At 45.6% G+C, this 24,529-nt stretch carries 17 protein-coding genes; 13 read left to right on the forward strand and 4 right to left on the reverse strand.

The genetic code is table 11. The features are described 5' to 3' along the window. Positions 1–49: 49 nt before the first annotated feature. The 4 genes from ACMVP2_RS25635 to ACMVP2_RS25650 all read left to right on the forward strand — a co-directional run bounded on the left by ACMVP2_RS25635 (position 50) and on the right by ACMVP2_RS25650 (position 6,965). Positions 50–2,014, forward strand: coding sequence for a tetratricopeptide repeat protein (locus tag ACMVP2_RS25635; protein ID WP_416865689.1), 1,965 nt, complete (start codon positions 50–52; stop codon positions 2,012–2,014). Then, positions 2,011–4,011: a tetratricopeptide repeat protein gene (locus tag ACMVP2_RS25640; protein WP_416865690.1), complete on the forward strand. Its 2,001-nt coding sequence runs from the start codon at positions 2,011–2,013 to the stop codon at positions 4,009–4,011. Before ACMVP2_RS25635 ends, ACMVP2_RS25640 begins: the two co-directional genes overlap by 4 nt. A gap of 301 nt (positions 4,012–4,312) precedes the next feature. After that, complete coding sequence (locus ACMVP2_RS25645; protein WP_317491756.1) at positions 4,313–5,056, forward strand: LytR/AlgR family response regulator transcription factor; 744 nt, start codon at positions 4,313–4,315, stop codon at positions 5,054–5,056. 607 nt (positions 5,057–5,663) lie between these two features. Further along, positions 5,664–6,965: an aminotransferase class V-fold PLP-dependent enzyme gene (locus tag ACMVP2_RS25650; RefSeq protein ID WP_416865691.1), complete on the forward strand. Its 1,302-nt coding sequence runs from the start codon at positions 5,664–5,666 to the stop codon at positions 6,963–6,965. Positions 6,966–7,005: 40 nt separating this feature from the next. Here the strand turns inward: ACMVP2_RS25650 and ACMVP2_RS25655 are convergent, their stop codons facing one another. Continuing rightward, positions 7,006–8,469: a sensor histidine kinase gene (locus ACMVP2_RS25655; protein WP_416865692.1), complete on the reverse strand. Its 1,464-nt coding sequence runs from the start codon at positions 8,467–8,469 to the stop codon at positions 7,006–7,008. Between the two features lie 591 nt (positions 8,470–9,060). Between ACMVP2_RS25655 and greB the strand changes: the two genes are divergently transcribed. The 6 genes from greB to ACMVP2_RS25685 all read left to right on the forward strand — a co-directional run bounded on the left by greB (position 9,061) and on the right by ACMVP2_RS25685 (position 14,304). Beyond that, positions 9,061–9,576 carry a transcription elongation factor GreB gene (gene greB / locus ACMVP2_RS25660; RefSeq protein ID WP_416865693.1) on the forward strand — a complete coding sequence of 172 codons (516 nt, stop codon included), beginning with the start codon at positions 9,061–9,063 and terminating at the stop codon, positions 9,574–9,576. 305 nt (positions 9,577–9,881) lie between these two features. After that, on the forward strand, positions 9,882–10,934 hold the full coding sequence (locus tag ACMVP2_RS25665) for a sensor histidine kinase (RefSeq protein ID WP_416865694.1): 1,053 nt from the start codon (positions 9,882–9,884) through the stop codon (positions 10,932–10,934). Further along, complete coding sequence (locus ACMVP2_RS25670; protein WP_416865695.1) at positions 10,927–11,622, forward strand: LytR/AlgR family response regulator transcription factor; 696 nt, start codon at positions 10,927–10,929, stop codon at positions 11,620–11,622. The genes ACMVP2_RS25665 and ACMVP2_RS25670 overlap by 8 nt, the downstream gene beginning before the upstream one ends. 121 nt (positions 11,623–11,743) lie before the next feature. Beyond that, complete coding sequence (locus tag ACMVP2_RS25675; protein ID WP_416865696.1) at positions 11,744–12,430, forward strand: porin family protein; 687 nt, start codon at positions 11,744–11,746, stop codon at positions 12,428–12,430. Between the two features lie 45 nt (positions 12,431–12,475). After that, positions 12,476–13,174 carry a DUF4386 domain-containing protein gene (locus ACMVP2_RS25680; RefSeq protein WP_416865697.1) on the forward strand — a complete coding sequence of 233 codons (699 nt, stop codon included), beginning with the start codon at positions 12,476–12,478 and terminating at the stop codon, positions 13,172–13,174. A 215-nt stretch (positions 13,175–13,389) separates the two neighbouring features. Next, the gene (locus ACMVP2_RS25685; protein ID WP_416865698.1) at positions 13,390–14,304 is read left to right on the forward strand and encodes an NAD(P)-dependent alcohol dehydrogenase; all 915 of its coding nucleotides are present in this window, start codon (positions 13,390–13,392) and stop codon (positions 14,302–14,304) included. 131 nt (positions 14,305–14,435) lie between these two features. Here the strand turns inward: ACMVP2_RS25685 and ACMVP2_RS25690 are convergent, their stop codons facing one another. After that, positions 14,436–15,335, reverse strand: a complete 900-nt coding sequence (locus tag ACMVP2_RS25690) for a hypothetical protein (protein ID WP_416865699.1) — start codon at positions 15,333–15,335, stop codon at positions 14,436–14,438. 164 nt (positions 15,336–15,499) lie between these two features. Then, on the reverse strand, positions 15,500–17,293 hold the full coding sequence (locus tag ACMVP2_RS25695) for a TolB family protein (protein ID WP_416865700.1): 1,794 nt from the start codon (positions 17,291–17,293) through the stop codon (positions 15,500–15,502). 157 nt (positions 17,294–17,450) lie between these two features. Between ACMVP2_RS25695 and ACMVP2_RS25700 the strand changes: the two genes are divergently transcribed. Both ACMVP2_RS25700 and ACMVP2_RS25705 read left to right on the forward strand, forming a co-directional pair. Further along, positions 17,451–19,124 carry a histidine kinase gene (locus tag ACMVP2_RS25700; protein WP_416865701.1) on the forward strand — a complete coding sequence of 558 codons (1,674 nt, stop codon included), beginning with the start codon at positions 17,451–17,453 and terminating at the stop codon, positions 19,122–19,124. 4 nt (positions 19,125–19,128) lie between these two features. After that, positions 19,129–19,827, forward strand: a complete 699-nt coding sequence (locus ACMVP2_RS25705; protein WP_416865702.1) for a LytR/AlgR family response regulator transcription factor — start codon at positions 19,129–19,131, stop codon at positions 19,825–19,827. A 196-nt stretch (positions 19,828–20,023) separates the two neighbouring features. Here the strand turns inward: ACMVP2_RS25705 and ACMVP2_RS25710 are convergent, their stop codons facing one another. Next, the gene (locus tag ACMVP2_RS25710; protein ID WP_416865703.1) at positions 20,024–20,656 is read right to left on the reverse strand and encodes an SPOR domain-containing protein; all 633 of its coding nucleotides are present in this window, start codon (positions 20,654–20,656) and stop codon (positions 20,024–20,026) included. 329 nt (positions 20,657–20,985) lie between these two features. On the opposite strand from ACMVP2_RS25710, the gene ACMVP2_RS25715 reads away from it, so the two are divergent. Next, positions 20,986–24,498, forward strand: coding sequence for a T9SS type A sorting domain-containing protein (locus ACMVP2_RS25715; RefSeq protein WP_416865704.1), 3,513 nt, complete (start codon positions 20,986–20,988; stop codon positions 24,496–24,498). The last annotated feature ends 31 nt before the right edge of the window (positions 24,499–24,529 follow it).

Genomic DNA, 24,529 nt, shown 5'->3' on the forward strand with positions numbered 1-24,529 from the left:
ATATTAGCCTCTCAACGAAGGACTGCACGTATCAAAAGCAAGCTGAAAGATGATCAAGAAAACATGCCTGTTGCTTTTTGCTGTATTGGTAGCCTCCGGCTATTTGCAAGCCCAGACAGATAGCCTGCAGCAGCTTTTTCAAGCAGCCAAAGAGCCAGGTGTGAAAGTTTCCCTGCTGATTACCATGGGGCAGCAAAGTACTGAGACCGATTCTTCGGCTGCCTTAAACTACCTGAACAGAGCGCTTGGACTTGCGAAAGAGCACAACCTGACAAAGGAACGTGGCGACGCCAATTTGGCGCTCGGAAAGTTTCACTATGAGCATTTCAGCTACGATTCGGCAAAAAAGTATGTTGATGCTTCCCTCGCAGCCTATCGTGAATCGCAAGACAAGGAAGGGGTTGCCAGTGCTAATTTGCAACTCTCTGAACTTTACGAAGAACAAGATCGAAGCGCAGAAGCCATTAAAGTGCTGTTTGAAAACCTTGCCTACTACGAAAGCATCAACGACTCCCTGGAGGCTGGCAAGGTGCTCAATAGAATTGCCAACTCACAGAATTATCTTGGCTATCATGACGACGCAATCCTTCATTACACCCGTGCCATGGATATTTTCGAAAGCATCGGCTATCAAAGAGGAGTGGCCGTGGTGCTGTCAAACATGGCTATCATTTACGGAGAAGAAGGTGATTCAAGAAAGTCCATTAAAAACTATCTGAGAACTATTGCTATCTATGAGGGGCTTGACAACGAACCCAACCTGCCAAGTGCTTATAACAACATAGGAAACGACTACACTGACCTGAAAATGCCGGACAGCGCTTTGTATTATTTTAACAAGTCGCTGGCGCTATCTGAACCCAGGGGGGATCTTCGATCGATGGCCTTTAGCTATTTCCATTTGAATAGTTTGTACAACAGCATCGACATGCCGGAAAAGGGGGGCTATTACGGCAACAAGTCCCTCGAACTAGCCGAAAAGATAAACAATCACCAGCTGAGGATTAACCTGAGCCACAGCCTGTCAGAAAGCTATGAAAAGCTGGGTGATTACAAGCAGGCGCTGCGTTATCATAAGCAATATCAACAACTGGAAGACTCCGTTTACAATATTGAAAACAGCCAGGTCATTCATGATATGCAGGCTAAGTACGAAACCGAGAAAAAGGAAAAGGAGCTGGTACTCAAACAGGCCGATATCGACAGGCAGCAGGTATTGCTCACACAGGAAGCCAGGCTTCGGTCTGTCCTCATAGGAGGGATGATTATTGTGCTTTTATTAGCCGGATTGATCTACCGGGGTGAGCGTGCCAAAACAAAAGCCTACGATCAGCTAAGCATTCAGAACCAGGAAATAGAAACTAAAAATAAGCTCATCGAATCGGCCTTGGCAGAAAAGGAGTCGCTCCTTAAAGAAATCCATCACAGGGTAAAGAACAACCTCCAGGTGATCAGCAGCATTCTGAACATGCAAAGCCGGTCGACAGCAAGTCCCGAAATGCTCACGGCCATCCAGGAAGGACAAAGCAGGGTGAAAGCTATGGCTCTGATTCATCAGAAGCTCTACCAGACTGAAAAGTTATCAGAAATTGACTTTAAGGAATATGCCGAAGAACTCACGGATCACCTTTCCTCTATATTTGAGTCCTCTACCGGAGAGAGCATTGTAAAAACGGTTACCTCACCCGACATTAAGCTGGATATCGATATGGCCATTCCCCTGGGACTGATTCTTAACGAGCTGATTTCCAATGCATATAAGTACGCTTTTGAAGGAAAAACTGGAGGTGCCATCAGCGTAGAACTGAAAAGAGTAGGAGAGGATCAATTGCAACTTGAAGTAGCTGATAACGGCAAAGGTCTTCCGGCCGACTTCAATCTGGAGAAGGCGAAATCTCTGGGGCTGAAACTGGTGAACATACTTACACGGCAACTCAACGGCCAACTTACCGTGCAGTCCACAGGTGGAGCCCGTTTCTCAATTGTCATTCAAAACATGAAAGTGAGCGTATGATGGGTTCGTCAAGCAATGCAATGCGGCGTATTTGGAGACTCTTTGTTGCCTTTTTGCTCCTCGCCTCTGTGAATGCAATTGCCCAAAATGACAGGTTTGACGACTTGAGAATACAGCTCAAAACAGCCCCCACGGATTCACTCAGGTTGGTTTTTCTTGATGAACTGTCGTACAGTTTCGTACAGCAAAATTTTGATTCTTCTGTTTACTATGCTGGTTTGCAAAAGGCACTGGCAGAAGCCGCTCATGATAGCGTGATGCTTGCCTACGCTTATAAAAACTACGGACGGGCTTTCGAAGAACAAGGAGAGATGGATTCGGCCATACAGTATATTGAGAGAGCGCTAAGCGTAGAAAAAGCCAGCCATAATGAAAGCGGAATGGCAGGTTCCTACCATAATATAGGACTGGTGTACGACCGGCTGGGCAACATGAACCTGGCGATGGAGTACTATCTTAACGCCCTCGAAATAAAGGAGAAGTTGGGAAACCCGCTAGCCCTTTCTTCCACTGTTAATGCCATTGGGTTTGTTTACAAAGCTCAGGATCAGCATCAAAAGTCATTAGAGCAGTTCAAAAAGGCACACGATCTACTCATTGAGGGAGGAGCTCCTGATAACAGAATCAGAGGTGCATACAACAATATTGGCCTGGCCTATATGAATTTAAAGAAGTATGATTCGGCACGGAGCTATTACCGCCGGTCAGTGGCCGGGCTGAAAGAAGATGACAACCTCAGGGGCTTTGGTGCTTTTTACAATAATATGGGAGTAACCTACGACGAGAATCTTCAGTTTGATTCGGCGCTCTACTACTACACGCAATCTCTGCGTGTGAAAAGCCGGTCGGGCGATAAATATGGAATGTCGAGCACCAACCACAACCTGGCTGTCAACTACCGGCGGGGCGGTTTTCCTGAAAAGGCCATTCCGCATGAGAGGGCTTCGATAGCATTGGCCAGGCAGTACAAATTCCTGGAATTACGCATGAAATCCACTGATGGGCTTCGTGAGTCATTTGCTGCCATTAATCAAATAGACTCAGCTTATTTTTATACACTGGTTTGGAAGGAGCTTTCGGATTCTCTTCAGCGCATTGAAAGAGGAGAAACCGTGATGCAACTTGAAGCCAAATATGAAAGTGAAAAAAAAGACAAGGAGCTGGCCCTGAATCAGGTGACGCTCGCCCAGCAGCAGTCAAGCCTCAGGTCGGAGGCCCGGCTTAGGTACCTGCTGCTCGGCGGCCTTGCATTGCTGACAGTCTTCCTGGTTTACGCTTACCGCTCCGAAAGAGTCAAATCGAAATCCAACACTTTGCTTCAACTGAAAAATCAGGAGATTGAGGAAAAAAGCCTGGAGTTGGCCCGGTCGCTGGGCGAGAAGGAGGCGTTGCTTAAAGAGATACACCACAGGGTGAAAAATAACCTCCAGGTTATCAGCAGCATCCTCAACATGCAGAGCAGGTCCACAGCCAACCCTGAGATGATTTCCGCCATTCAGGAAGGGCAGAGCCGGGTGAAAGCCATGGCCCTGATCCATCAAAAGCTTTACCAGACAGAGAAGCTTTCCGAGATTGATTTCCGGGAATACGCAGAAGAATTAGTGGAACATCTCTCCACTGTTTTTAGCCCAAATGGACAAAACGGAATTGTGAATAAGGTAGCTGGATCAAATATTAAACTAGATATTGATCTCGCCATACCTTTGGGCCTTATACTCAATGAGTTAATTTCAAATGCATACAAGTACGCTTTTGAAGGAAAGCCGGAAGGAGAAATAAGCGTAGAGCTGACAAGAACTGCGGATGGCCAGCTGCAACTTGCTGTTGACGACAACGGAAACGGTTTGCCAGAGGACTTCAGCATCGACAACGTGAAATCGCTGGGCTTAAAGTTGGTCAATATTCTCACCCGTCAGCTCAACGGACAGTTGTCCTTTCACTCGGTGAAAGGGGCTCATTTCTCTATTGTGCTTCACGAGGACAGGCTTACCACTTAACAAATTTCCGAGAGGAATAGACACTGGTTTCAGCGTTGACTGGCCGCTGGTTTACGTTTATACTAAATCGTTTTGCTATTCAGCCACCAATCGCTACCATTGCAACCCAAAGCGAAAGTTGCTGCTCAGGCATGCGTATTGAGCGATTTTGCAGCATTGAAAAAACAACATTAAGCAGGGCGAAACATAGTTTTTCGACCTGAGGCATTCCCAAAAGATTTTCATTTTTAAAAAAGCATTTAACCTTTAGTCTTTTTGGTCTATATTAGATTCTAGCCGTGTAGAGGGATTCGCCAAGCCGATGAGTAAAATAAAAATTCTGATTGTAGAAGATGAGTTGATCATAGCTGAAGACATGCGTGAGCTGCTCGAGGGAATGGGTTATGAGGTGCCTTTTGTAGCAATGAACCTCAAAGAGGGGCTGGAGGCTTTGGACAAATATCAGCCAGACCTGGTCATGCTGGATATTATGATGGGAGGGAGGCCTTCCGGTATTGAGCTGGCTCGCCATATAAGAAGCAACTGCGACCTTCCCTTTATCTACTGCACATCGCACGCCGACAAGGCCACTGTGGAAGAGGCCAAGGCAACCAAGCCCAACGGCTATCTGGTGAAACCGTTTAATGCAGACGAGCTCTACTCATCAATAGAAATTGCCCTCGTCAATTTTGCCATACCTGTTAATTCGAACGCTGCACCCGAAGCTTCCCGGCAAACGGAAATGCTGGTAAAGGATGGCATGTTTGTTAAGAATGGACAAATGTTCGTAAAGGTGAAATTTGACCAGATGCTTTGGCTGGAGCCGGATGGTAACTACACCAATATTGTTACCGGAGCATCAAAGTATGTCGTTCGGTCAAGCCTGAAGGATATTCTGGATCACCTGCCGAAAGATGCATTTTTCAGGGCGCACCGCTCTTATGTGATTAACCTGGAGCATGTGCAGGCCATCGACCTGCATCAGGTAAAAATCGCTGAACACCTGATTCCACTTGGGAAAGTATATCGTGACGAGTTGATACGCAGACTCAATCTGATGCAGTAAGGTGGTCAATTTGGTCTTTGAAACACCTTGCCCGGCACATTAGCCACCCCGGTAAAGCCATATCTTTTTCTCAAAATCGTCCAAAAAAGAAAAATCCAAAATTTTCGTCCCCCGTTATCGGGTGTTCATCGATTATTTTCTGTCTTTTGTCCCAAATAGTTGCCAAAATAAATATATGTTGATACTTTAGTTATGGTTCTACACAAACCATAATGCTCAAAGGTTAGGCTGGTAGGGAGGGAAAATACAGTCATAGAAGCTATCGACATGGATTTCCTTCCCTTTTTTTAACCAAGCGCCAACAACTGACTCATTCCTCACTTAGGTCGGTAGCTCCACATACTCCTGATAAATAAATACCAAACACAATACTTATTTTTATGAATAAGTCATTGATAGGCGGAAACATTTAGCCAATTCCAATTTTACTTTGCTTTCTGACGGGTTTATCTGCTTTGTATTAATAACAAATCCTTAAAGACTTTTTGAAGGTTTTATTGCTAATTTAAAAGCCAGAAAAGAACCAGCAGCCCTGGCCTAATGTATAAACGCCTCTTAGTCAGTGGTGTGTCTCATCGCCTGGCAGTCCACACATAAAACTTTGTCCATGAACAGAAGGAAGCTATTCAAAATTTTGGGAGCTGGAGTAGGCTCATTGCCACTGATGGCTTATGGCAGAAACTATAACGGGGAGTTGCCGCCAGAACGTCCGAATGATTTATTTGAACAATGGGAGGGGAAGTTCAGCGAAGCTATTGTGAGCGACGAAGCTTTCTGGCAACGCTTCGCAGCAGATTTTTACGACATATCTCCCGACTTCATCAACCTGGAAAATGGGTACTTTGGCGTTCAGCCAATTCCTGTCAATGCTGCCTACCATCAGTTTGTCGACAAAGTCAACCGTGAGTCGTCCCGCTATATGCGAAAGGAATACTGGAACGACTGGCAAATGGTGATGGACAGCCTCGCCGACTTCACTGGTGCTTCTAAAGAAGAGTTGCTGGTCACCCGCAACGCCACGGAAGCTTTGAACATTCTGATCAACGGGTTTCCGCTCAAGGCAGGGGATGAAGTAATGCTTCAACACCACGACTACCACAGCATGATTGAGGCCTTTCAAATGCTGGAGAAGCGGAAGGGTATAATGCTCAAATTTATCGATGTGCCACTGTTGCCGAAAAGCGACGATGAAGTAGTAAAATTGTACGAATCGGCTATTTCACCCGTAACAACCCTCATTTTGGTTACGCATTTGACCCACCTGACAGGACAGGTGCTACCAGTGAAAAAGATCTGCGAAATGGCCCGCAACAAAGGCGTAGAGGTGATGGTAGATGCAGCACACAGCTTTGCTCATCTGGACTACAAGCTGGCCGACCTGGGTGCCGATATGGTTGGCGTCAACCTTCACAAGTGGTATTCCAATCCGCTTGGCGCTGGCTTGCTGTATGTGAAGAAGGAAAAAATCAATAAGCTATCGCCCATGTTTGGCGACTTCACACAACCGGCTGACAGCATCAATAAACTGGGACACTTTGGTACGCTGGCCAGCCCGGCGCTGTTAACTATTCCGGTGGCAGGTAAATTCAATAACCTCGTGACGATTAAAGTTAAGCAAGCAAGGCTACACTACCTGAAAGCTTACTGGACCTCGAAAGCTGCTGCCATGAAAAGGGTAGAGGTACACACGCCGCTGGCCCCTGGCCAGAGTGGTGCCATTGCTGCCTTCAGTGTTGTGGGCATAAGCGCTGATGACACAGTCAAAAGACTTTTGGATGAATATGGCGTATTTACTGTGAAGCGTCAACTGAAAGACCGGGAGGTGGTGAGGGTAACACCCAATCTTTATAACAGCGTAGCCGACCTGGACAGACTGCTGGAAGGCATCGAGGGACTTAGTCGAGGATAGTGTATTGCATGCATTCACGAAGCATACAACAACTAACTACTTAGTTTTTAGGAATTGAGAACCTTATCGTTGTGCCTCGGCTTTGTTTGGAGATAATTTCGAAGGTGCCGTGATGCAGCTTGATAAACTCTTTGACCAGCATAAGTCCCATGCCTGTTCCTTTTTCTTTGTTGGTACCTGGCGTGCTGGCCACATAGCCTTCTTTGAGAATGGTGTCCACAGTTTCATCGTTCATCCCAACACCCGAATCGGATATTTCTACCACAGCTGCGTCGTCTTTACTTTCTGCGTGGATATTGATCACGCCGCCCTCGGGCGTGAACTTGATGGCGTTGTTCAACAGGTTCCTGATCACCATCTCTATCATTTCACGGCCGGCCTTCACCTGAAGGTGCTCATCGGAATCGTTGGTGATGGTTATGTTTTTCGCATTGCTAGTCTCCCTGAAGACTTCGGTTAAGTCGGTGAGGCTCTCAGTCAGGTCAAAATCGTCTTTTTCCAGCGATATACCCTTCATCTGACTTTTTGACCATACAAGCAAATTATTGAGTAGCTCATTGGTTTGCTCAAAGTTGGTCTCCAGTTTTTGCAGCAGCATGTCCGCTTCTTCCGGCGTAAAAATCTTATTATGGAAGCCAATGATAGCACTCTGCAGGTTATTCAGCGGGCCACGCAAGTCGTGGGAGAGGACAGAGAAAATTTTGTCCTTGGCCTGGTTCACGGCCATAAGCTCTTCGTGCTGTGACTCAATAATGCTCATTTGCATTCTAAGGGCCTTGGTTCGCTCCGATACCTGGTTCTCCAGTTCCTGATTTTGCTTTCGGATCAGCTCAGCACGTGCATCCCTGGTTTCGATGAGCTGCGCCGATACCCGGAGGGACTTTCGGAAATAGTAAACGTACAGCATCATTGTGGGAAACAACACCATTAGCAAGCCGATTTGCGCCAGGTAGAGGTTCATCGATGCCGACTGATAGCGCCCATCGGCCTCAGCTTTCACCTGGTTCTCAAAGGCGTCTATTCTTTGCCTAAATTGGTCATAATTGAGCCAAAGATTGTAGCCCAAATCCTGACTCAACATGGCAAGAAAAGTTGAATCGTCGCCTTGCTTCAGCTCAAAATTCATCCTATTTACGAATTCCACGTACGCTTCCAAAGAGTCACGAAACTGGTAATAGACGGGCATTTCAAACCCCTGTTTGAGCAAAGCTTTTTCTATGTCGCCAAACAAAGAATCTTTGTTTGCCAGGGCTTTTTCCATTGGATCTATGAAACGTTCTTCCCGAATTAATCCGTAGGCCCTGATACCCAAATCAATTCCTTGAATAGTGCCCCAAAGAACTTCGGAAACGTTGCTGCGAATTTGCTCGGCCTCAGTTTCTATCACATGGTTTTCGTGAATGACCTGCTGGTTATAGTACGTGTAGAAGATACTTAACGAAAGCAGAGCTGTGACAAGCGCAACAGGCAACCAGATGAGGTATGGTTTCTTATCTGCAGTCATAAGTAAAGTAGGTAGGTATAAATTTCAATAGCTGTCTCATACAAAGATAACGATCAAGTGTTTGATTAAAAATACGTCTCAACGCTATATAGTAACCGGCGGGACAGGGTGTTATAGATGAACGAGATGCCTGATTCGATGAACAGCTGATTTGAAGTGAGGAAAGAGCAGCGTGGTATTTGGCAATACTACTTAACATAATATAAATTATATAACTAATATAGTGATTTGCATCCAGTCCGCCGGTTGGCGGAATGGTTATCATAAAATCAGTTATCGCTACGCAGTACGATAACGATAGATTTTATGATAAAGCAAATCACGGATCTCACAACGAATCATTTTTAGTAGAAGAACATCAACCTACGCTACTGGCTTGTGCTGTCTGTGCCCTTTGCCCGGGATATTAATAGTTTTTCTTCCCACACTCTTTTGCCCGCCGAAATGGCCGGGCCACGTTGGCCGGGCCACGCTGGCTGGGCAACTGGCCGATACTAAGCAACAGCACCGTCGAGGTATGGCCATTTTCCAACCTGGATAAATGCGTTGGATTATTATCTTGCGAAAGTTGTCAAAACAAGGTCATTTATTATGAGGCGAAAAATCCCGGAATCAACGCTACCAAAACTCAATCGCTCGCAAATGATTACTTCCGAAGGCCTTCAAAAATTAAGGGAAGAACATGATCACTTGTGGCGAGTTGAACGTCCGGACGTTACCGCTAAGGTCGCATGGGCCGCAAGTTTGGGGGATCGTTCAGAAAATGCCGATTACCATTACAACAAAAAACGTCTTCGGGAAATTGATAATCGCCTTCGTTATTTGCGTAAGTGTATTGATGACTTTAAAATTTTTGACTACCACCCCAACCAGGAAGGAAAAGTGAATTTTGGTGCCTGGGTAGAAATAAAAAACGAAGAGAAAGGTCTTCAAAACCGCCTTCGAATTGTTGGTTACGAAGAGTTAATAGGTAACAAAGATTATATCTCTATGGACTCCCCAATGGCTAAAGCGCTCCTTGGTAAAACTGTGGGAGACGAAGCCATCGTTAAAACCAAAATGGGTGATTTTGTATGGAAAATTCTTAAAATAGAGTATCAGAAGTAGTATAACCAAAATAGCTCTCTGGAGCTGCTTTGCCAACGCCTGGGCCTACGCTGGCCGGGCCCTTTGCCCAGGCTATTAATAGTTTTTCTGCACACACTCTGTTGCCTGCCCAATCAGCGTGCCCCGACTCATTTTTCACCACCCCTACCTGATTTTGAATCTCGTTTTATTCGCTACATTTCGCTATGAAATAGCGACAAGAATACTATGACCAACGGAATGTATAACGTCAGCAGACAAACAACTATCACTTCCGAAAGGTTTTGGCTATTCCATCTGGCCGCTAAAAAGTAAATTTTATACAGATGAAACGACCCTTCGTCATTTTGCTTCATGTGGGCTTTTGGGCCTGCTATTTCCTGCTGGTGTTTATTGCGCTGGGCTTGTATTATCGAAGCCATCATGATGTGGATCGCCTGATGAATGCGCTGTACAGCGTACTGCTTTTTGCTGTAGTGCCCTCAGCCCTGTGCTTTTACGCCTACTACTATTTTCTGTTTCCCAGGTACCTCCAGAAGAAGAAAATTATTCAAGCCATCTTCGTCGGATTGCTGATGGCCATCCTGGCTGGCGTAGTGGGCTATATTTTAATCCGCTTTTTCATTGAGACGGGCCGTATTTATGACATGGATGAAGGAGGACGGCACGGCAGGTCTACAGCGCTTCAAACCATCGTGGTCATGTCTGTAATCGGCCTGGTAAGCGGTGGCGTGGCCCTGGTGATGAAGGGATTTGTCACCTGGTTCAATGAGATTAAACTGAAGGAGGCTCTGCGGGAGAAAAACCACGAGATGGAGCTACAGCTGATTAAAAACCAGTTTGACCCCCATCTTTTCTTTAACACCATCAACAATATCGACTCCCTGATTTTGAAAGACGCCGTGCTGGCTTCCGACTATTTGAACAAGCTGTCCGACATTATCCGGTTTGTGCTTTATGAAACCAAGGCCGATAAAATCCCGCTTTCGAAGGAAATCGAATACATGGAAAGGTACATTGCCCTGCAAAAAATAAGGACAGCCAATGAAACCTACGTCCATTTTTCGATAACAGGCACGGTTGGCGACAAGTTGATTGCTCCCATGGTGTTTATTCCCTTTGTCGAAAACGCTTTTAAGCATACCACCAACAAAAAAGTGGAGAATGCCATTACCATACAGATCAGTATTGATGACACCAACGTACGGCTGACCTGCAGCAATAAATACGATTCAAAAATGGCTCCCCAGGCACACGGCGGCCTTGGCAATGAGCTGATAAAGAAAAGGCTAAGCCTTATTTACCCTGGCAAGCATGAGTTGGTAGTGGATAACGACAATGAGCGATATTGTGTAAACCTGGCCATTCAACATGGATAAATATACCTGTGTGATCATTGAAGACGAGCCCCTTGCGTTGGAGAAAACAAAGGGCTTTGTAGAAAAAGTGCCCTTTCTGCATTTGAGTGCTACATTTGACAACGCTCTCACCGGCCTCGCCTATCTCAACAGCCACAAAGTGGATGTGCTTTTTCTCGATATCAATATGGACGAGCTGTCAGGAATAGAGCTCCTGGAAAGCACAAAAATTAACAGCCATGTGATCATTACCACTGCCTACCAGGAGTATGCCCTGAAAGGTTACGAGCTGAAAATAACGGACTATTTACTGAAGCCCTTTACGTTCAACCGGTTTATACAGGCAGTGAACAAAGCGCAGGAGAACCTCTCCTACCGCCATTCGGAACCGGCCCCGGAATTCATATTCGTGAAAACGGAAAATCGGCTAGAAAAAATCATGCTCAATGAAATAGTTTATATAGAAGGGATGCGTGACTACCGCAGAATCCACACGCCTACGAAGAAGATCATGACCCTCCAGAATTTCAGTGAGTTCGAAAAACTGATTCCGCCGGGCGTAATATGCCGGGTGCACAAGTCGTATATGGTGTCGTTGAGCAAAATTGTATCCGTAGAGCGTGGCCGCATCAGGATAGCCGACCAGCTGATACCGATTTCCGATACTTACAAGGACGTGTTTTACCACCTGATCCAAAGCAGGGCGTAATTTCCCCATTTATTTCGCAGACTAAATGCGGCACTATGCAGACATCTTCCCGGCCGTTGCATAATAAAATTTCAAGGCCCGGGCCGCTCATTTTCCTTTGTTAAAAATTAACCAAGGAACAATGAAAAAAACAATCAAGAAGGCCATCGTACTAGGTATGGTTGCCTTGTCCGCAAGCTCAATGGCTCAAACTATTGACAGTTCGTCCGTTCAAATCACTCACAAAAAAGCGCCCGTCACGTACATGCATCCATTGCTTAACCTGGCAGCCACAAGCTTGAACCACGAAAAAGGTAATAAGGCTATTGGAGGCAACGAAAAGCCTGTGATGTCTCTCCAGGCTGGCCTGGCTTTTCAGGGTGGCATCTCTTCCCATTTTTCAATGGTGTCGGAGGTGTACTATATGGTGAAGGGCGGTGAGCTTGGAGTGTATAACCCCCTAACCACTGAGAATGGAACGCTGCGGCTGCATGCAGTAGAGGCACCCGTGCTGGCCAGGTTTCATTTTGGCAAATTCCATGTCAATGCAGGCCCCTCGCTCGCCTACAACTTCGGTGGTAAGATTAAGGCAGATGGCAAGTCAACCAAAGTGTCATTTGATAGCGACGAAGGACTTAAGCGGTTTGAGGCAGGCGTTCAGGTAGGTGGCGGACTCACCTTTCGTATCAAGCAAAAGCAGTACGCTCTGGATGTGCGGTATGCTCATGGGCTGACCAACATTGCTCAAAACGATCAACTGTACAACCGCAACCTCAACATCAGTGTGTATTTCATCCAGCCCTGGAAGTCAAATCCGCTTGCCAGATAACCGGCATCCAGCGCATTAGTCTGACTGTAACAAAATTCAAAACTGATGGAAGCATTAGATTCAAACAGAAAAGCTTCGCTGGCGGCGGGCATACTGTACCTGCTCACCTTCGTGTCCGTCCCTACCCTGGCGCTTTACGGGTCGATTCACGATGCAAACTACGTTGTCAGCTCATTTCCGGATACTCCCGTTCTCATCGGGGGTATTCTGGAAATCGTGGTGGGGCTCACCGGCATTGGCACGGCAGTGGCACTTTATCCAGTATTGAAAAAGCAAAATGAGGGCATGGCGCTGAGCCTTGTCGGCTTTAGGGTGCTGGAGGCGGCTACCATCTTTGTCGGCGTGATGTTCCTGCTTACGGTGGTGGCACTGCATCAGTCGGGTGCTGGTGCAGGGGCATTGGATATCAGCCGAACCCTTGTGACAATGTACGACCGGATGTTTCTGATAGGCCAGAGCTTCATGCCTGCCATCAACGACGTTGTGCTTGGCATCTTGCTCTACAAGTCCCGTCTTGTGCCCAGAGGGCTGTCACTCATTGGAATCATTGGCGGGCCGGTGCTGCTGGCGGGCACCTTTTCGGCAATGTTCGGCCTGATCGGGCAACGGGATCCCCTGGCCGGGCTAAGCGCTGTGCTGGTGGCTGGCTTCGAGCTTTCGCTGGGGATTTACCTGATAAGGAAAGGGTTCAGGCCGTCGGCTATAGCGAACCTTGCGCCACAGCCTTTAAAACCTCTTAGGTGATCAGCAGAAGGTTCGATAACCCGGGCAATGCGAAAACAATGTCGCACTGAGCTTTCAAAAAAATGTGTCAGGTTGAGCCCCCGTCCAGGTTGGGGTCGAAACCCACATTTTTTTGAAGGCTCAACCTGGCATGAGTTCAGGGCTTTTGATACAGGGCCATCCTTTTGCCCAGGGTTCCTTTTAAAAAAGACTAACACGTAATTAAATTTTGACGAATGAAAGCTGTCGTTTATGACAAATATGGTTCACCCGAAGTGCTTAAGCTAAAAGAGGTGGACAAACCAACTCCGAAGGGAAATGAAGTCCTGATAAAAATTTACGCTACCACGGTCACGGCAGGCGATTGGCGCTTGCGAAAAGCAGACCCCTTCCTGGCCCGGCTTTTCAATGGGCTATTTAAACCCAGGCGGGTGAAAATACTGGGCTTTGAGTTAGCCGGGATCGTTGAAGAAGCCGGAAGCAAAGTGAGTGCCTTCAAAAAGGGGGACGCTGTTTTCGCCTCTTGTGGTCTGAGGTTTGGCGGCTATGCCGAGTACACCTGCCTTCCCGCCAACCATTTGATGGCCATCAAGCCATCGAACATGACGTTTGAAGAAGCTGCCACCGTTCCCGTTGGTGGCCTAACGGCTCTGAGATTTTTGAGGCACGGCGGCATCAAACCTGGCGACAAAGTATTGATATATGGTGCATCGGGAAGCGTGGGTACGTTTGGTGTGCAGCTTGCCAGGGCTTTTGGAGCAACGGTGACGGGGGTGTGCAGCACGGCGAACATCCCGTTGGTTGCCCAGCTGGGGGCTGAGTCCATTCTGGATTATACAAAAGATGAACACACAACAACACCGGAACGTTTCGACATTGTTTTTGATGCAGTGGGAAAAGCGAGTAAATCTCAACTCCGGCATTTGCTGAAACCAGCCGGAAAGTACATTTCGGTAGCCGGCAATGCGAAGGCAAAGGATGATGACCTGACAGTGCTGAAAACCCTCATTGAGGCAGGAAAGCTGATCACAGTCATTGATAAACGATACAGCCTGGAACAAATCAGGGAGGCCCACACCTACGTGGAGTCATTTCGAAAAAAGGGAAATGTGGTGATCAATGTGATTGCTAACGAAGGGCGTGCGGGCTAGAAAAAAAGCTCTTTTGACTAAAAAACAGCAGGCAACAGGTCCATCGTGGAGCTGTTGCCTGCAAACTACTCTGGTGAGAATTAAATGTGCGCCCGGTTGTCAGTTACTGTTTACCTATGTACTCTACGTTGTTATCGGGGCCTGAGGTTCTCAATAACCTGAGCATCCACCCAATAAGGTTTTCCTACCCAATTAGTACTTCCATCTTCTCTAACCTCCCACTCTCCCCTCGAAAAAAACAGATATTTTCCATCAGCTGTCACATGTGCGCCACTTTCCTCGAGCCCTGTGTTTATTTGAGCTCCCATGTTAATTGCTGGCACCCAAGAACCATCTTTCGCTCGAAAACTAATATAGATATCAGACCCACCATACCCGTCTTCTCTTACAACATCCCATATCAAATAGGATTCATCCGGAGCAATGTAAGGATGCGCAATATCTATTCCTGTATTAATTTCGGTGCCCATTTTGACCGGTGTTTCTTGTTTGCCGTTTCTGAAACCAGAATAATAGATGGAGCCGTTTACCGCACTATCATTCTTTTTATAAACAGCAAAATAATAGGTTCCCCGAGTTGAAATCGACATACCATGTGCCTGATCTTTTAAGAATTCACCCAGACTTTTGAGTTCAGACCACCCTGTTGCAGTTCGTTCCCTATACTCCTTTCCAAGGTACATTGTATTGCCATCCTCAGAGAATCCTGGCCATTTTATATCAGTCTCTGTTTCGTTCCCCCATTTCCCATTTTCATATCGAATAACAAAAAATGTGCGTTTTTCATATTTTCCATTTTTCCTGGTGAAATAGTATTCCTTCATGTCTGGAGAATGGTTACCACCTTCAAAAAGTCCTTCTGGAGAAACAATGTCAGGAGCAAAAAGTACAGGAATTAGGCCCGGTGGCTTTTCTCCAAAATAGCGATCTTCTAAGGGCGGTTTGCTGGCATCGTTTTCAATTTTTTCCTGAGCAAGAGCTGTATTGATTGAAATGAAAAATGCCAACATTAGTAATTTTATTGCTTTCATCTGTATAAATTTTGATTTTCAGCGGCCACCGGTTCACCGGAGCGATGGAATACCCAATAGCATTTCGGAAGTTATAGTCGACTGTTCTCCGACTTTATTCATTTCCTCTAGGTATGGCTCTCCTTATGGCTATTTCATGGTTGCTTCCTTTTTTTGATGAGTTGTTATTGGGGCCTGAGAGTCTCGATGATTTGTGCGTCAACCCAGTAGATGTCCGTATTTCTGCCGTCTACCTTTCTATTAAACAAAAGGTATTTGCCGTCAGGGGTAACGGTAGCATAGGCATCCCATTGAGCGGAGTTGACCTTGTCACCCATATTGATGGCAGGCCCCCACGAATCATCTTTTTGTCGGAAGCTGATGTAAAGGTCAGAGTCTCCATACCCCCCCTCCCGCTCGCTATCCCAAATGAGGTAGCTCTCGTCCGGCGCAATAAATGGGTGAGCGGTCTTTTTGCCTGAGTTGACCACCGGTCCCATTCTCGCAGGCTCCTGGCGCTTGCCATCTTTGATGGTCGAAATGCGAATCGCATCATTGCTTTTGTAGTCATCAAAAACATAGGTGCCCTTTGCGGATGCCGACAGGCGCATAATCCCCCAGTCTTCCCGGTCAAACATGGGCCCAAGGCTTTTGCGCTCCGACCAACCGTCGCCAACACGATCTTTATACCCTTTGGCCATGTGCATGCGATTGCCATCAGGCGAGAAAACGATTTCACCTTTCCGCTTGAATTCAGTGTATTTCTCCCAAACATTGTTTTCCTGCCGGAAGCCAATAACGGTCGGGTGGAAATTGTCAGTGTTGTAGCTTGTGTATTCACCGAGGTCTCTTGTGAAGTAAAACTCTTTCATACCCGGGGCAAAGACGCCCTCTAGCTCCCAGCCTTCTCTGGAGATGATACCCGGAGCAAATGGTTCTGCCACCATGCCCGGAGGCTTTTGCCCCATATAGGGCCCCGTGAGCAATGGAAATACTGAAGCAGCATTCTTTTCAAGAGCAATTGGTCTTAATTCATCTATAACCTCTGTACTGACCCAATAAATATTGGCTAATCCAATCTCTCCGCTTCTTTCGGCTCTGCCAAAAAACAGGTACTTACCATCTGGAGTGACAGTGGGGTTTTTCTCACTAAAATCAGAATTTACTGCACCTCCAAGGTTAATGGGTTTCCCCCATGTGCCGTCGTGATTCTTGAAACAGACATAAATATCATTGTCTTTTCTGCTTTCCTCTTCTTTGCTTCGAGCAGTAACCAGTACATAATCTTGAGATGGGGAAATGAAAGCGTGATGACCAAATTCAATTTCAACTTCCTGCACCATAGGGAATTCGCCGTTTTTGTTGGGCGCATAAAACGGTTTTCTTGCTGATAAACTGAAATAGTACAGGTCTCCGTTTTTAGCCTGATTTGGAAAAAACACCAGGTCGTCATTGATAGGTGAATCAAGCAGAACGGCATCACTCCATGAATCCCCTATGCGGTTTACATACCATATTTTTTCATTCACAAAAACAGCATCCAAAGCTGTGAAATATATTCTGTTGCCATCAGGGCTGACGAATGGGTGTAGTTCCTCTTTTTTTCTCCCTTTGGTGAAATTCGCTCTTGCTACAGGCGTCCATTTGTTGCCTTCGAGTTTTGAAAAATAGATATGTGTCTCTTCGGCTTCATCATTAGCTCCAAAATAGACTTCTTTTAAATCAGGAGAAAAGGAAACAGCACCTTCATATCTTCCATTTATTGAAACAATACCAGGAGCAAAAACCTCAGGAATTAAGCCTGGAGGCTTTTGACCGAGGTAGCGATCTTCTAAAGGCGGATAGTTAGCATCATTTGCAATATTTTCTTGAGCAAGCCCCGTACTGAGAGAGATCACATTCGCCAATAGGAGCATTTTCGTGATCCGCATTCCCCTCCTATTGTTGATATGTTTGATATAGTTGAGTAAAATGGTCATAAGTTGAAGTTGAGTTTTTGAAGGGTATACATCAAAATTCTTGTAAGAGTTGTTGATGTGCATCGTTTAATTTGCCAACTGCTCTATGCATGAATGAACTACTCAAAGAAGCCATTTATAATGGTTAGCTTGTATTGGTAAATCATTGTCAAAGAACTTGAGACCGCTACTTTTCTTTCTTTTGCTCCTGCTACCCGAGGCCGCACATGCCCAGGATCCTGTTTTCGAAGAACGCAGTACTTTATTTAAAACAGGTGATCAAAAGGAATGGGCTGCCAAAGATCTAAACGATCAGGATTGGCTGAGTGGAAAGCCGCTTGTAGATGAAGGTCAGATTTACTGGTCCAGAACGCTGATTGACATTTTAAAGGCACCCGAAGACCTGAATCCGTATGGCATTCAGCTACATGTCTATGGAGAGTATGAAGTGTTTTGGGATGGTGTTTTGATCGGAAAAAATGGGAATCCAGGACAAGAGAAAGAACTTGGTGCTGAGGGTAAGCTATGGACTACAAATATTATTCCTACTCATCTTACGAAAGTAGGAGAACATATTTTAGCTATCCGATCCAGTATAAATCATTTTCCGGATCACACGGGCATATGGGATTTAGAGATAGATTCTTATGACGACCTAACGACCCAGCGACTGATAGAAACTACCTATATGCACATTTTTGCAGGTGCCTTTTTGATAACATCTATTTATTTTCTTTTTCTATTCCTAAACAACAATAGTGAGTATCCTACACTCATTTTTAGCATTTGCTGTTTTCTCATCTTCGCACTGGTATTGACCGTGTACAGCAAAAACTATGTGCCGATGCATTACAGTCTGCATATCGTAAGATTACAAATCATCAGCACATTTTTGTTGGGAATATCATTTTTGATACCATTCTATTTCTCGATGCAGTTCCCCTTTCCCAGGCAAAAATTATTACTCATTCTATATGCAGGAATACTGACGTCCATTTTCCTAATTAAAGATCATGCCTTTGACTTTAAAGCGCTCAATATGGTTTTGAGCATGTGGGTTTTCTCCTTTGGGATGGTCGCATATGGAGGGTATAAAAATGTCAGAGGTGCCCGTCTCGTACTGGTGACGTTACTTTTGTCCCTGGCGGTATATTTTGCAACCAGTTTCAACATTAGCCTGCACGTGGGCCTGGGACTTATACTTTTGGGCATGCTGTATTTGCTGTCTTTAAATATCAAAGAACAACGATTGGCCTATGAAACTTCTCTCATTCAATCCACTCGCCTGCGCCTGGAATTACTTAAAAAGAATATTCAACCTCATTTTCTAATGAATACCCTGACCTCATTAATAGATTGGGTGGAAGAATCTCCCAAAAAAGGAGTTTTGTTCATAGAAGCACTAGCCAAAGAATTTGATCTATTTAATCAGATAGAAAATCAAACATTGATCCCTATTGCTCAAGAAATAGCGCTGTGTCGTACGCATCTTGAGATTATGGCGTACCGGAAAGAAATCAACTATTCCTGGGAAGAAGAAGGCATAGACCCTGAACAAAAAATACCCCCCGCCATTCTTCATACGCTATTGGAAAATGGCATTACGCACAGCTTGCCTTTGGAAGACAATAGCATCAAATTTAAGTTGGTATTTGAATCGACTAGTCAGTACAGGTGTTTTACCTTTTTGACGTTTGCTGCTGGTGCGAGGCAAGCATCGGGAGATAGAGATGAAGGCACAGGACTGAAATACATAAGGGCTCGATTGACAGAAAGTTACCATTCGAATTGGGATTTCACCTCCGAACCAACAACCCATGGTTGGAAAAACGTCTTAAAAATATACGCTTAACGAGATGAATGTTTTAATCGTTGAAGATGAATTAAGAATTGCCAAAAGAATTGAAAGGATGACCCGTGACATTCTTGGCAACAACTTACACTCTCTCACCCACATTAACACACTCCATGAGGCATTGAAATTTATTGAAAATAGCTCATTGGACCTCGTTCTCCTGGATTTGAATCTTAATGGCGAAAGTGGTTTTGACCTCCTAACGACGGCGGTTTCTGAGTCGTTTCATACCATCGTAATTTCAGCCTACAAAGACCTGGCAATTACGGCTTTTGAATATGGAGTGTTAGATTTTGTACCTAAGCCCTTTAACAGAGGTCGGTTGGAGCAAGCCTTCAACCGTGCCATCACCAAAGAAAAAACAGCAGCGAATAAGATTAAATTTTTAGCCGTAAAGAAACGGCAAAGGATACAGCTGATACCCATTGAAGACTTACTTTTTATTAAAGGTGCAGGAGCCTACACCGAACTATTTCTGACAGACGGAACAAAAGAACTGCATGATAAATCACTCGAAAAGCTGGAACAGCTATTGTCCCCTACTTTTGAACGTGTCCACAAATCATACTTACTGAAGATGTCTGAGGTAAGGGAAATTATTGTGAAGCCTGGCAGCAAATATATGGCCGAGCTTAAAAATGGCGTACTTATCCCTGTTGGAAGAACTAAATACAAAGACATAAAGGCGAAGTGGCTTTAAACACCTTGTTGATAGGGAAAGAAAAACTTCGAACCGATTCCGGCATCTAGTGACTATACCATGGATTGGGGATATTGGAATCTCTTTCAATTTGTTGACAAGAAACCAAGAACAGAGGTAGATATTTCTATACCTTCAATCGCTGCATGCCAGTGGATCACAACTGGAAATATTTTGTAGTTTCCTGAACCAGATCTCAATACTTCAACACCCAAACGCCTTCTCCAAACGCACTGGCCGATGAAGTAGCGGCTACCGCTTCGTCCCACGTGGGATAATCGCCAACAGACACACGGTGGAATAGCTTATTGGTGCCGGAAGGGTTAATTATCTTCAAGCTGTTTCCTTCTTTGGCCAGTTTATTGGCATAGTCCATGGCCAGGTCGCCATCCACACTGCTTGAAACGACCACGTAGAAGCGTCCCGTTGGTGAAGCAACAGTTTCAATTGTTCCGGGTGTTTGTTTGGCGGCTAATGCATCCAGCTTGGCCCTTACCAGCGCCAATTGATCCTTTGCATATTGCTGATCCGGTAAAAGAGAGGCCGCTTCAGCATAAAGGGAATGTGCAGTCTCCCAATTCTCTTCCGCAAATGCCACATCGGCATTTTTTATCAACTCTTCGTATTTAACTTTCTTCTGAGCCTCCAGCTCCTGTCTTTTTTTCTCGGCTTCTTGTTTGGCTATTTGTTCCAAACGAGCCTTTTCTTTTGCCTCTTGCTGAGGCTTATACATAAACAGGTAATATCCGCCCGCCAATACCACCAGCACCAGCGCCAGGATGATGATCACACCTGCGGTCTTGCTGCTTCCGTTAGAATTCTCAGCCATTGGTTGTTTAACTTTAGTTGAAGGTTATACAATGATAAAGAAATTGGAATTAAATCCATTAACTGTCATGTCGGAGTTTCTGCACCCGTTCACCTTTGGCCCAATTCCTGACTTTTTATTTCTTTTGGATCGGATCAAGTCTTATCGTTGGGTTTTACAACTATTTTGATAAAAAATATGACAATTCGTAAAAGTAGCCTACCTTAATGGCAAGGCTACGGTGTATGTAGTCGTGGGATTGCGTTCTTTTATCCGTCCACTTTAATATTTCATACCAGCTTTCCGGCAGTTTTAAAGGTTTGTTTTTAAGTAAATCTGAAGTAAAGAAAATGAGATTTTTGAAGCTGTGCTCTGCGTTTTTTCTGGCCTCTTCCCTTTCAATTGGTGTTTCCTTTGGCGCTGAGTTTTCCAGGAAGCAATCTGGCACAACTACTATAGCCAATGGAAGTACCACCCAGACAATTGCCATCACTGCAATTGATCGATCGAAGTCTTTCCTGGTCTTCTCTTCCACCATTGATTCTAATCAACCACAGCACTTTCAAGTTGGTGGTGCCATCACTAATGCTACTACGTTAACCTTTGCACGAACGGGGAATTCAGGCGTGGTTTCTATCAGCTGGCAGGTTTTTGAGTTTGAAAGCGGTGTTTATGTGCAGCATGGCTCTTCTACAAATGTTGCCAGAGGAACGCCCGTTAACGTGGCCATTGGGTGTGTGGATCTTACGAAAAGTTTTGTACTCATTAGTGCAAGAAAAAGCGGTTCGCAACTTGGTGCAGATGACGGGGTATCTGCCAACCTGACAACGTCAACTAACATGCAGCTAATGATAAGCAGTAATGGGCCTGGTGGAGCTAATATGGAAGAAGCCTATTGGCAGGTGATTGAATATCAGGGAGCTGTGGTAAAAAAGCTGGTGACGACACTGGCTGCCGGATCCCTGTCCACAACCGCAACGATTTCCCCGGCCATTGGCACACTCTCGAAGGCCTTCGTTGTGAGTAATCATTGGTGGGAGGGCGACGTAAATGCTTTTGATTTGCCACGTACTGAGCTATCAAATGCGTCAACTGTTACTTACACAAGGGCGGGCACAACATCCAATATGAACTTTGTAACCTACGTAGTCGAATTTACGGATGGCTCAACTGTGACAAGAGGCACACAAAATTTTACAGCGGGCGTCACTACACGAGCCGTTGCCATTACTGCCACAAGCGCATCGGGAGTAATTGCCCCCGGGAACTTCGGCAGACAAGGTAGCACCAGCTTTTCCACAGACGACAACACTGGACACAACTGGTTTACTTATCAAATTACGAGCTCCACCAACCTTCAAATCACCAGAGGTGTGGGCACAGGTTCATCGGCTGATGCACCATGGCAAATTATCACCTTCGAGGACACCGGCCTTCAGGGAAATACATTTTACTCACGCCTGGCGGGGCCAACTGCGTGGGAATCTAATACTGCCTGGTCTTTTACGCCGGATGGTTCCAGTGGGGCAGTGCCTGTGGGAGTTTATCCGAGAAGATCCAATAATGTGGTGATTCAAAATGGGCATACCATTGCTATTGATAACGTCAACGACAACGATCCATGTTCGCAATCACCTGATGACTTGCCACTGGCTAATGTTGGCACATTCACTGGTTCAACTGATCAAATGTTCTATCACACAGGCGACATAGTTATAGCGAACGGTGGATTGCTTACTTCCACCGAGGAGCTGATGCTCGCCGGATACACACTCATAGCAGATGGCGGAACGCTCACTGTGAATGAAGACCTTGTTAATTTGGGGTACTTTGAGATTGCTGAAAATGGAAATTTTTCAAACACTGATGACCTGATATTGTCTGGCAACAGTATAACAATCATTAATAACCTCTCTTTCGGCGCAGACGATATCTACATTGACTGGACAAATGCCACCTTATGCGGCGAGGGCGTGATGAACCTGGGGAATGGCGGGGCTGATCCCACCATCCAATTTTTCAATGGTGGATCGCTGAGTCAGGTTTGTGGTACATTTGCTGTGACTTGTACGGCAAATTGTGGAGCATTTCCTATTACCCCTACCGGCAGTTTCTCGTCGGGAAATTCCGGGCCCGGCGGGGTGGGCAGTACCACCGCATCAGGCGATGTCAGGCTTTGGCTAGATGCCAATACGATTAATCAGGCAACAGGCACGAATGTGACGGCATGGACTGACCTTTCAGGATATGGCAACGATGCTGCGGCTGTTGCTGGTCGGGAGCCTGTTTTTAGAACTGGCCAGCTAAATGGGTTTCCCGCAGTTCAGTTTGTAAACGCAAATTCTGATTATTTGCAAGTTGCTGACGATGCATCCCTTGATATTCAAAACGTAACGCTGATCACTGTGGGTAATTTGGCAGCTTCCTCTACTGCCTATGCGTCGTTTCTTTCCAAAATTCAATCGGGCGTTGCTGGATTTAATGGATATGCGCTGCTAAGAAACAATAATCTACAGAGCGTATCGTTTGCAATTGACGCACTGGGTAACGAAGCACAAAGTGCCATTTCTTACGGGGTAAATGCCATTCACACGGGTATATATGCTGATCCGGGGATGCAGCACTTTGTCAACGAAGGTGGCCCTTCTACGGATTCTTATGCAGGTCCAATCACCTCTCACAACACTCCGTTATATATCGGTGGAACTGTGAATGCTGCCGGCAGCACTCCGGATCGGTTTCTTGAGGGAGACATAGCTGAAACGATAGTTTTTAGTTCTGTCCTGGACAACACTAAGAGAATAATTTTAAGCAATTATTTATCCTCAAAATATGGAATCGCCATTGCCAATGATTTTCATACGATGGACACACCAGGCAATGGGAACTTCGATTTTCAGGTATCGGGCATTGGCCAGGCCAGCGATGGTAGCTTTCATAAGGATGCCAGGGGGCTCGGCATCGTGAGAATGTGGAACCCCAGCGCACTTGGAAACAATGAGTATTTGATGTGGGGACATGACAATGCCGCCCTTACCGGTACCACTTCGGGCGTCGATGGAATTATCATTGAGCAGCGTTACAACAGAATTTGGAGAGTAAGTGAGACAGGTGATGTGGGAACGGTTTCCATATCTTTTGATTTCAATGGCATAGGAAATCCCCTCGGCTCTAACCTGAGGCTCCTGATTGACCGGGACGGAGATGGTTTTGCCGACAACGATGTGACACCAATAGTTGGAACTGTCTCAGGCAATATTGCGGTGTTCTCAAATGTCAATTTCCAGAACGGAGATCGGTTTACATTGGGCAACACAGATTTGTCATCTCCTTTGCCTATAGAACTTACCTCCTTTAAGGCATTTGTAACCGGTGATTATGTCACTGTAAAATGGCGTACAGCTTCTGAACTCAATAATGATTTCTTTACCATTGAGAAATCCAGAGATGCAGAGAGCTGGCAGGAAGTGGCCATCGTGAATGGAGCGGGAACAACTCAAACTCCACGTCAATATCAAATTATCGATGCCAGTCCATTTACCACGAGGTCGTATTACAGGCTCAAGCAAACCGATTTTGACGGAAAATTTGACTATTCGCCCATTGTACTGGTAAAGTTCGATGGCAAGAAAGATCTACATGTCTTTCCCAACCCGTCCGATGGGCAATATACACTGTCGATCGATCATTTTGACTTAACGCAAGTCAGGCTATGCAACAGCCTGGGGCAGATTGTGCAGGCTTCAATTACAGCGAAAGACAAATTTGCGTTAATCGATATTTCGGATGCCAAACCAGGCGTTTATGTCCTTCAGGTCTTTGATGGCACCTCCGTTCGCTCTGCAAGATTGGTCAAAAATTAGTCGGCGGGGCCCATTGGATAACACACCAGAA

The sequence above is a fragment of the Imperialibacter sp. genome (genome assembly GCF_048007035.1).
Lineage (GTDB): Bacteria > Bacteroidota > Bacteroidia > Cytophagales > Cyclobacteriaceae > Imperialibacter.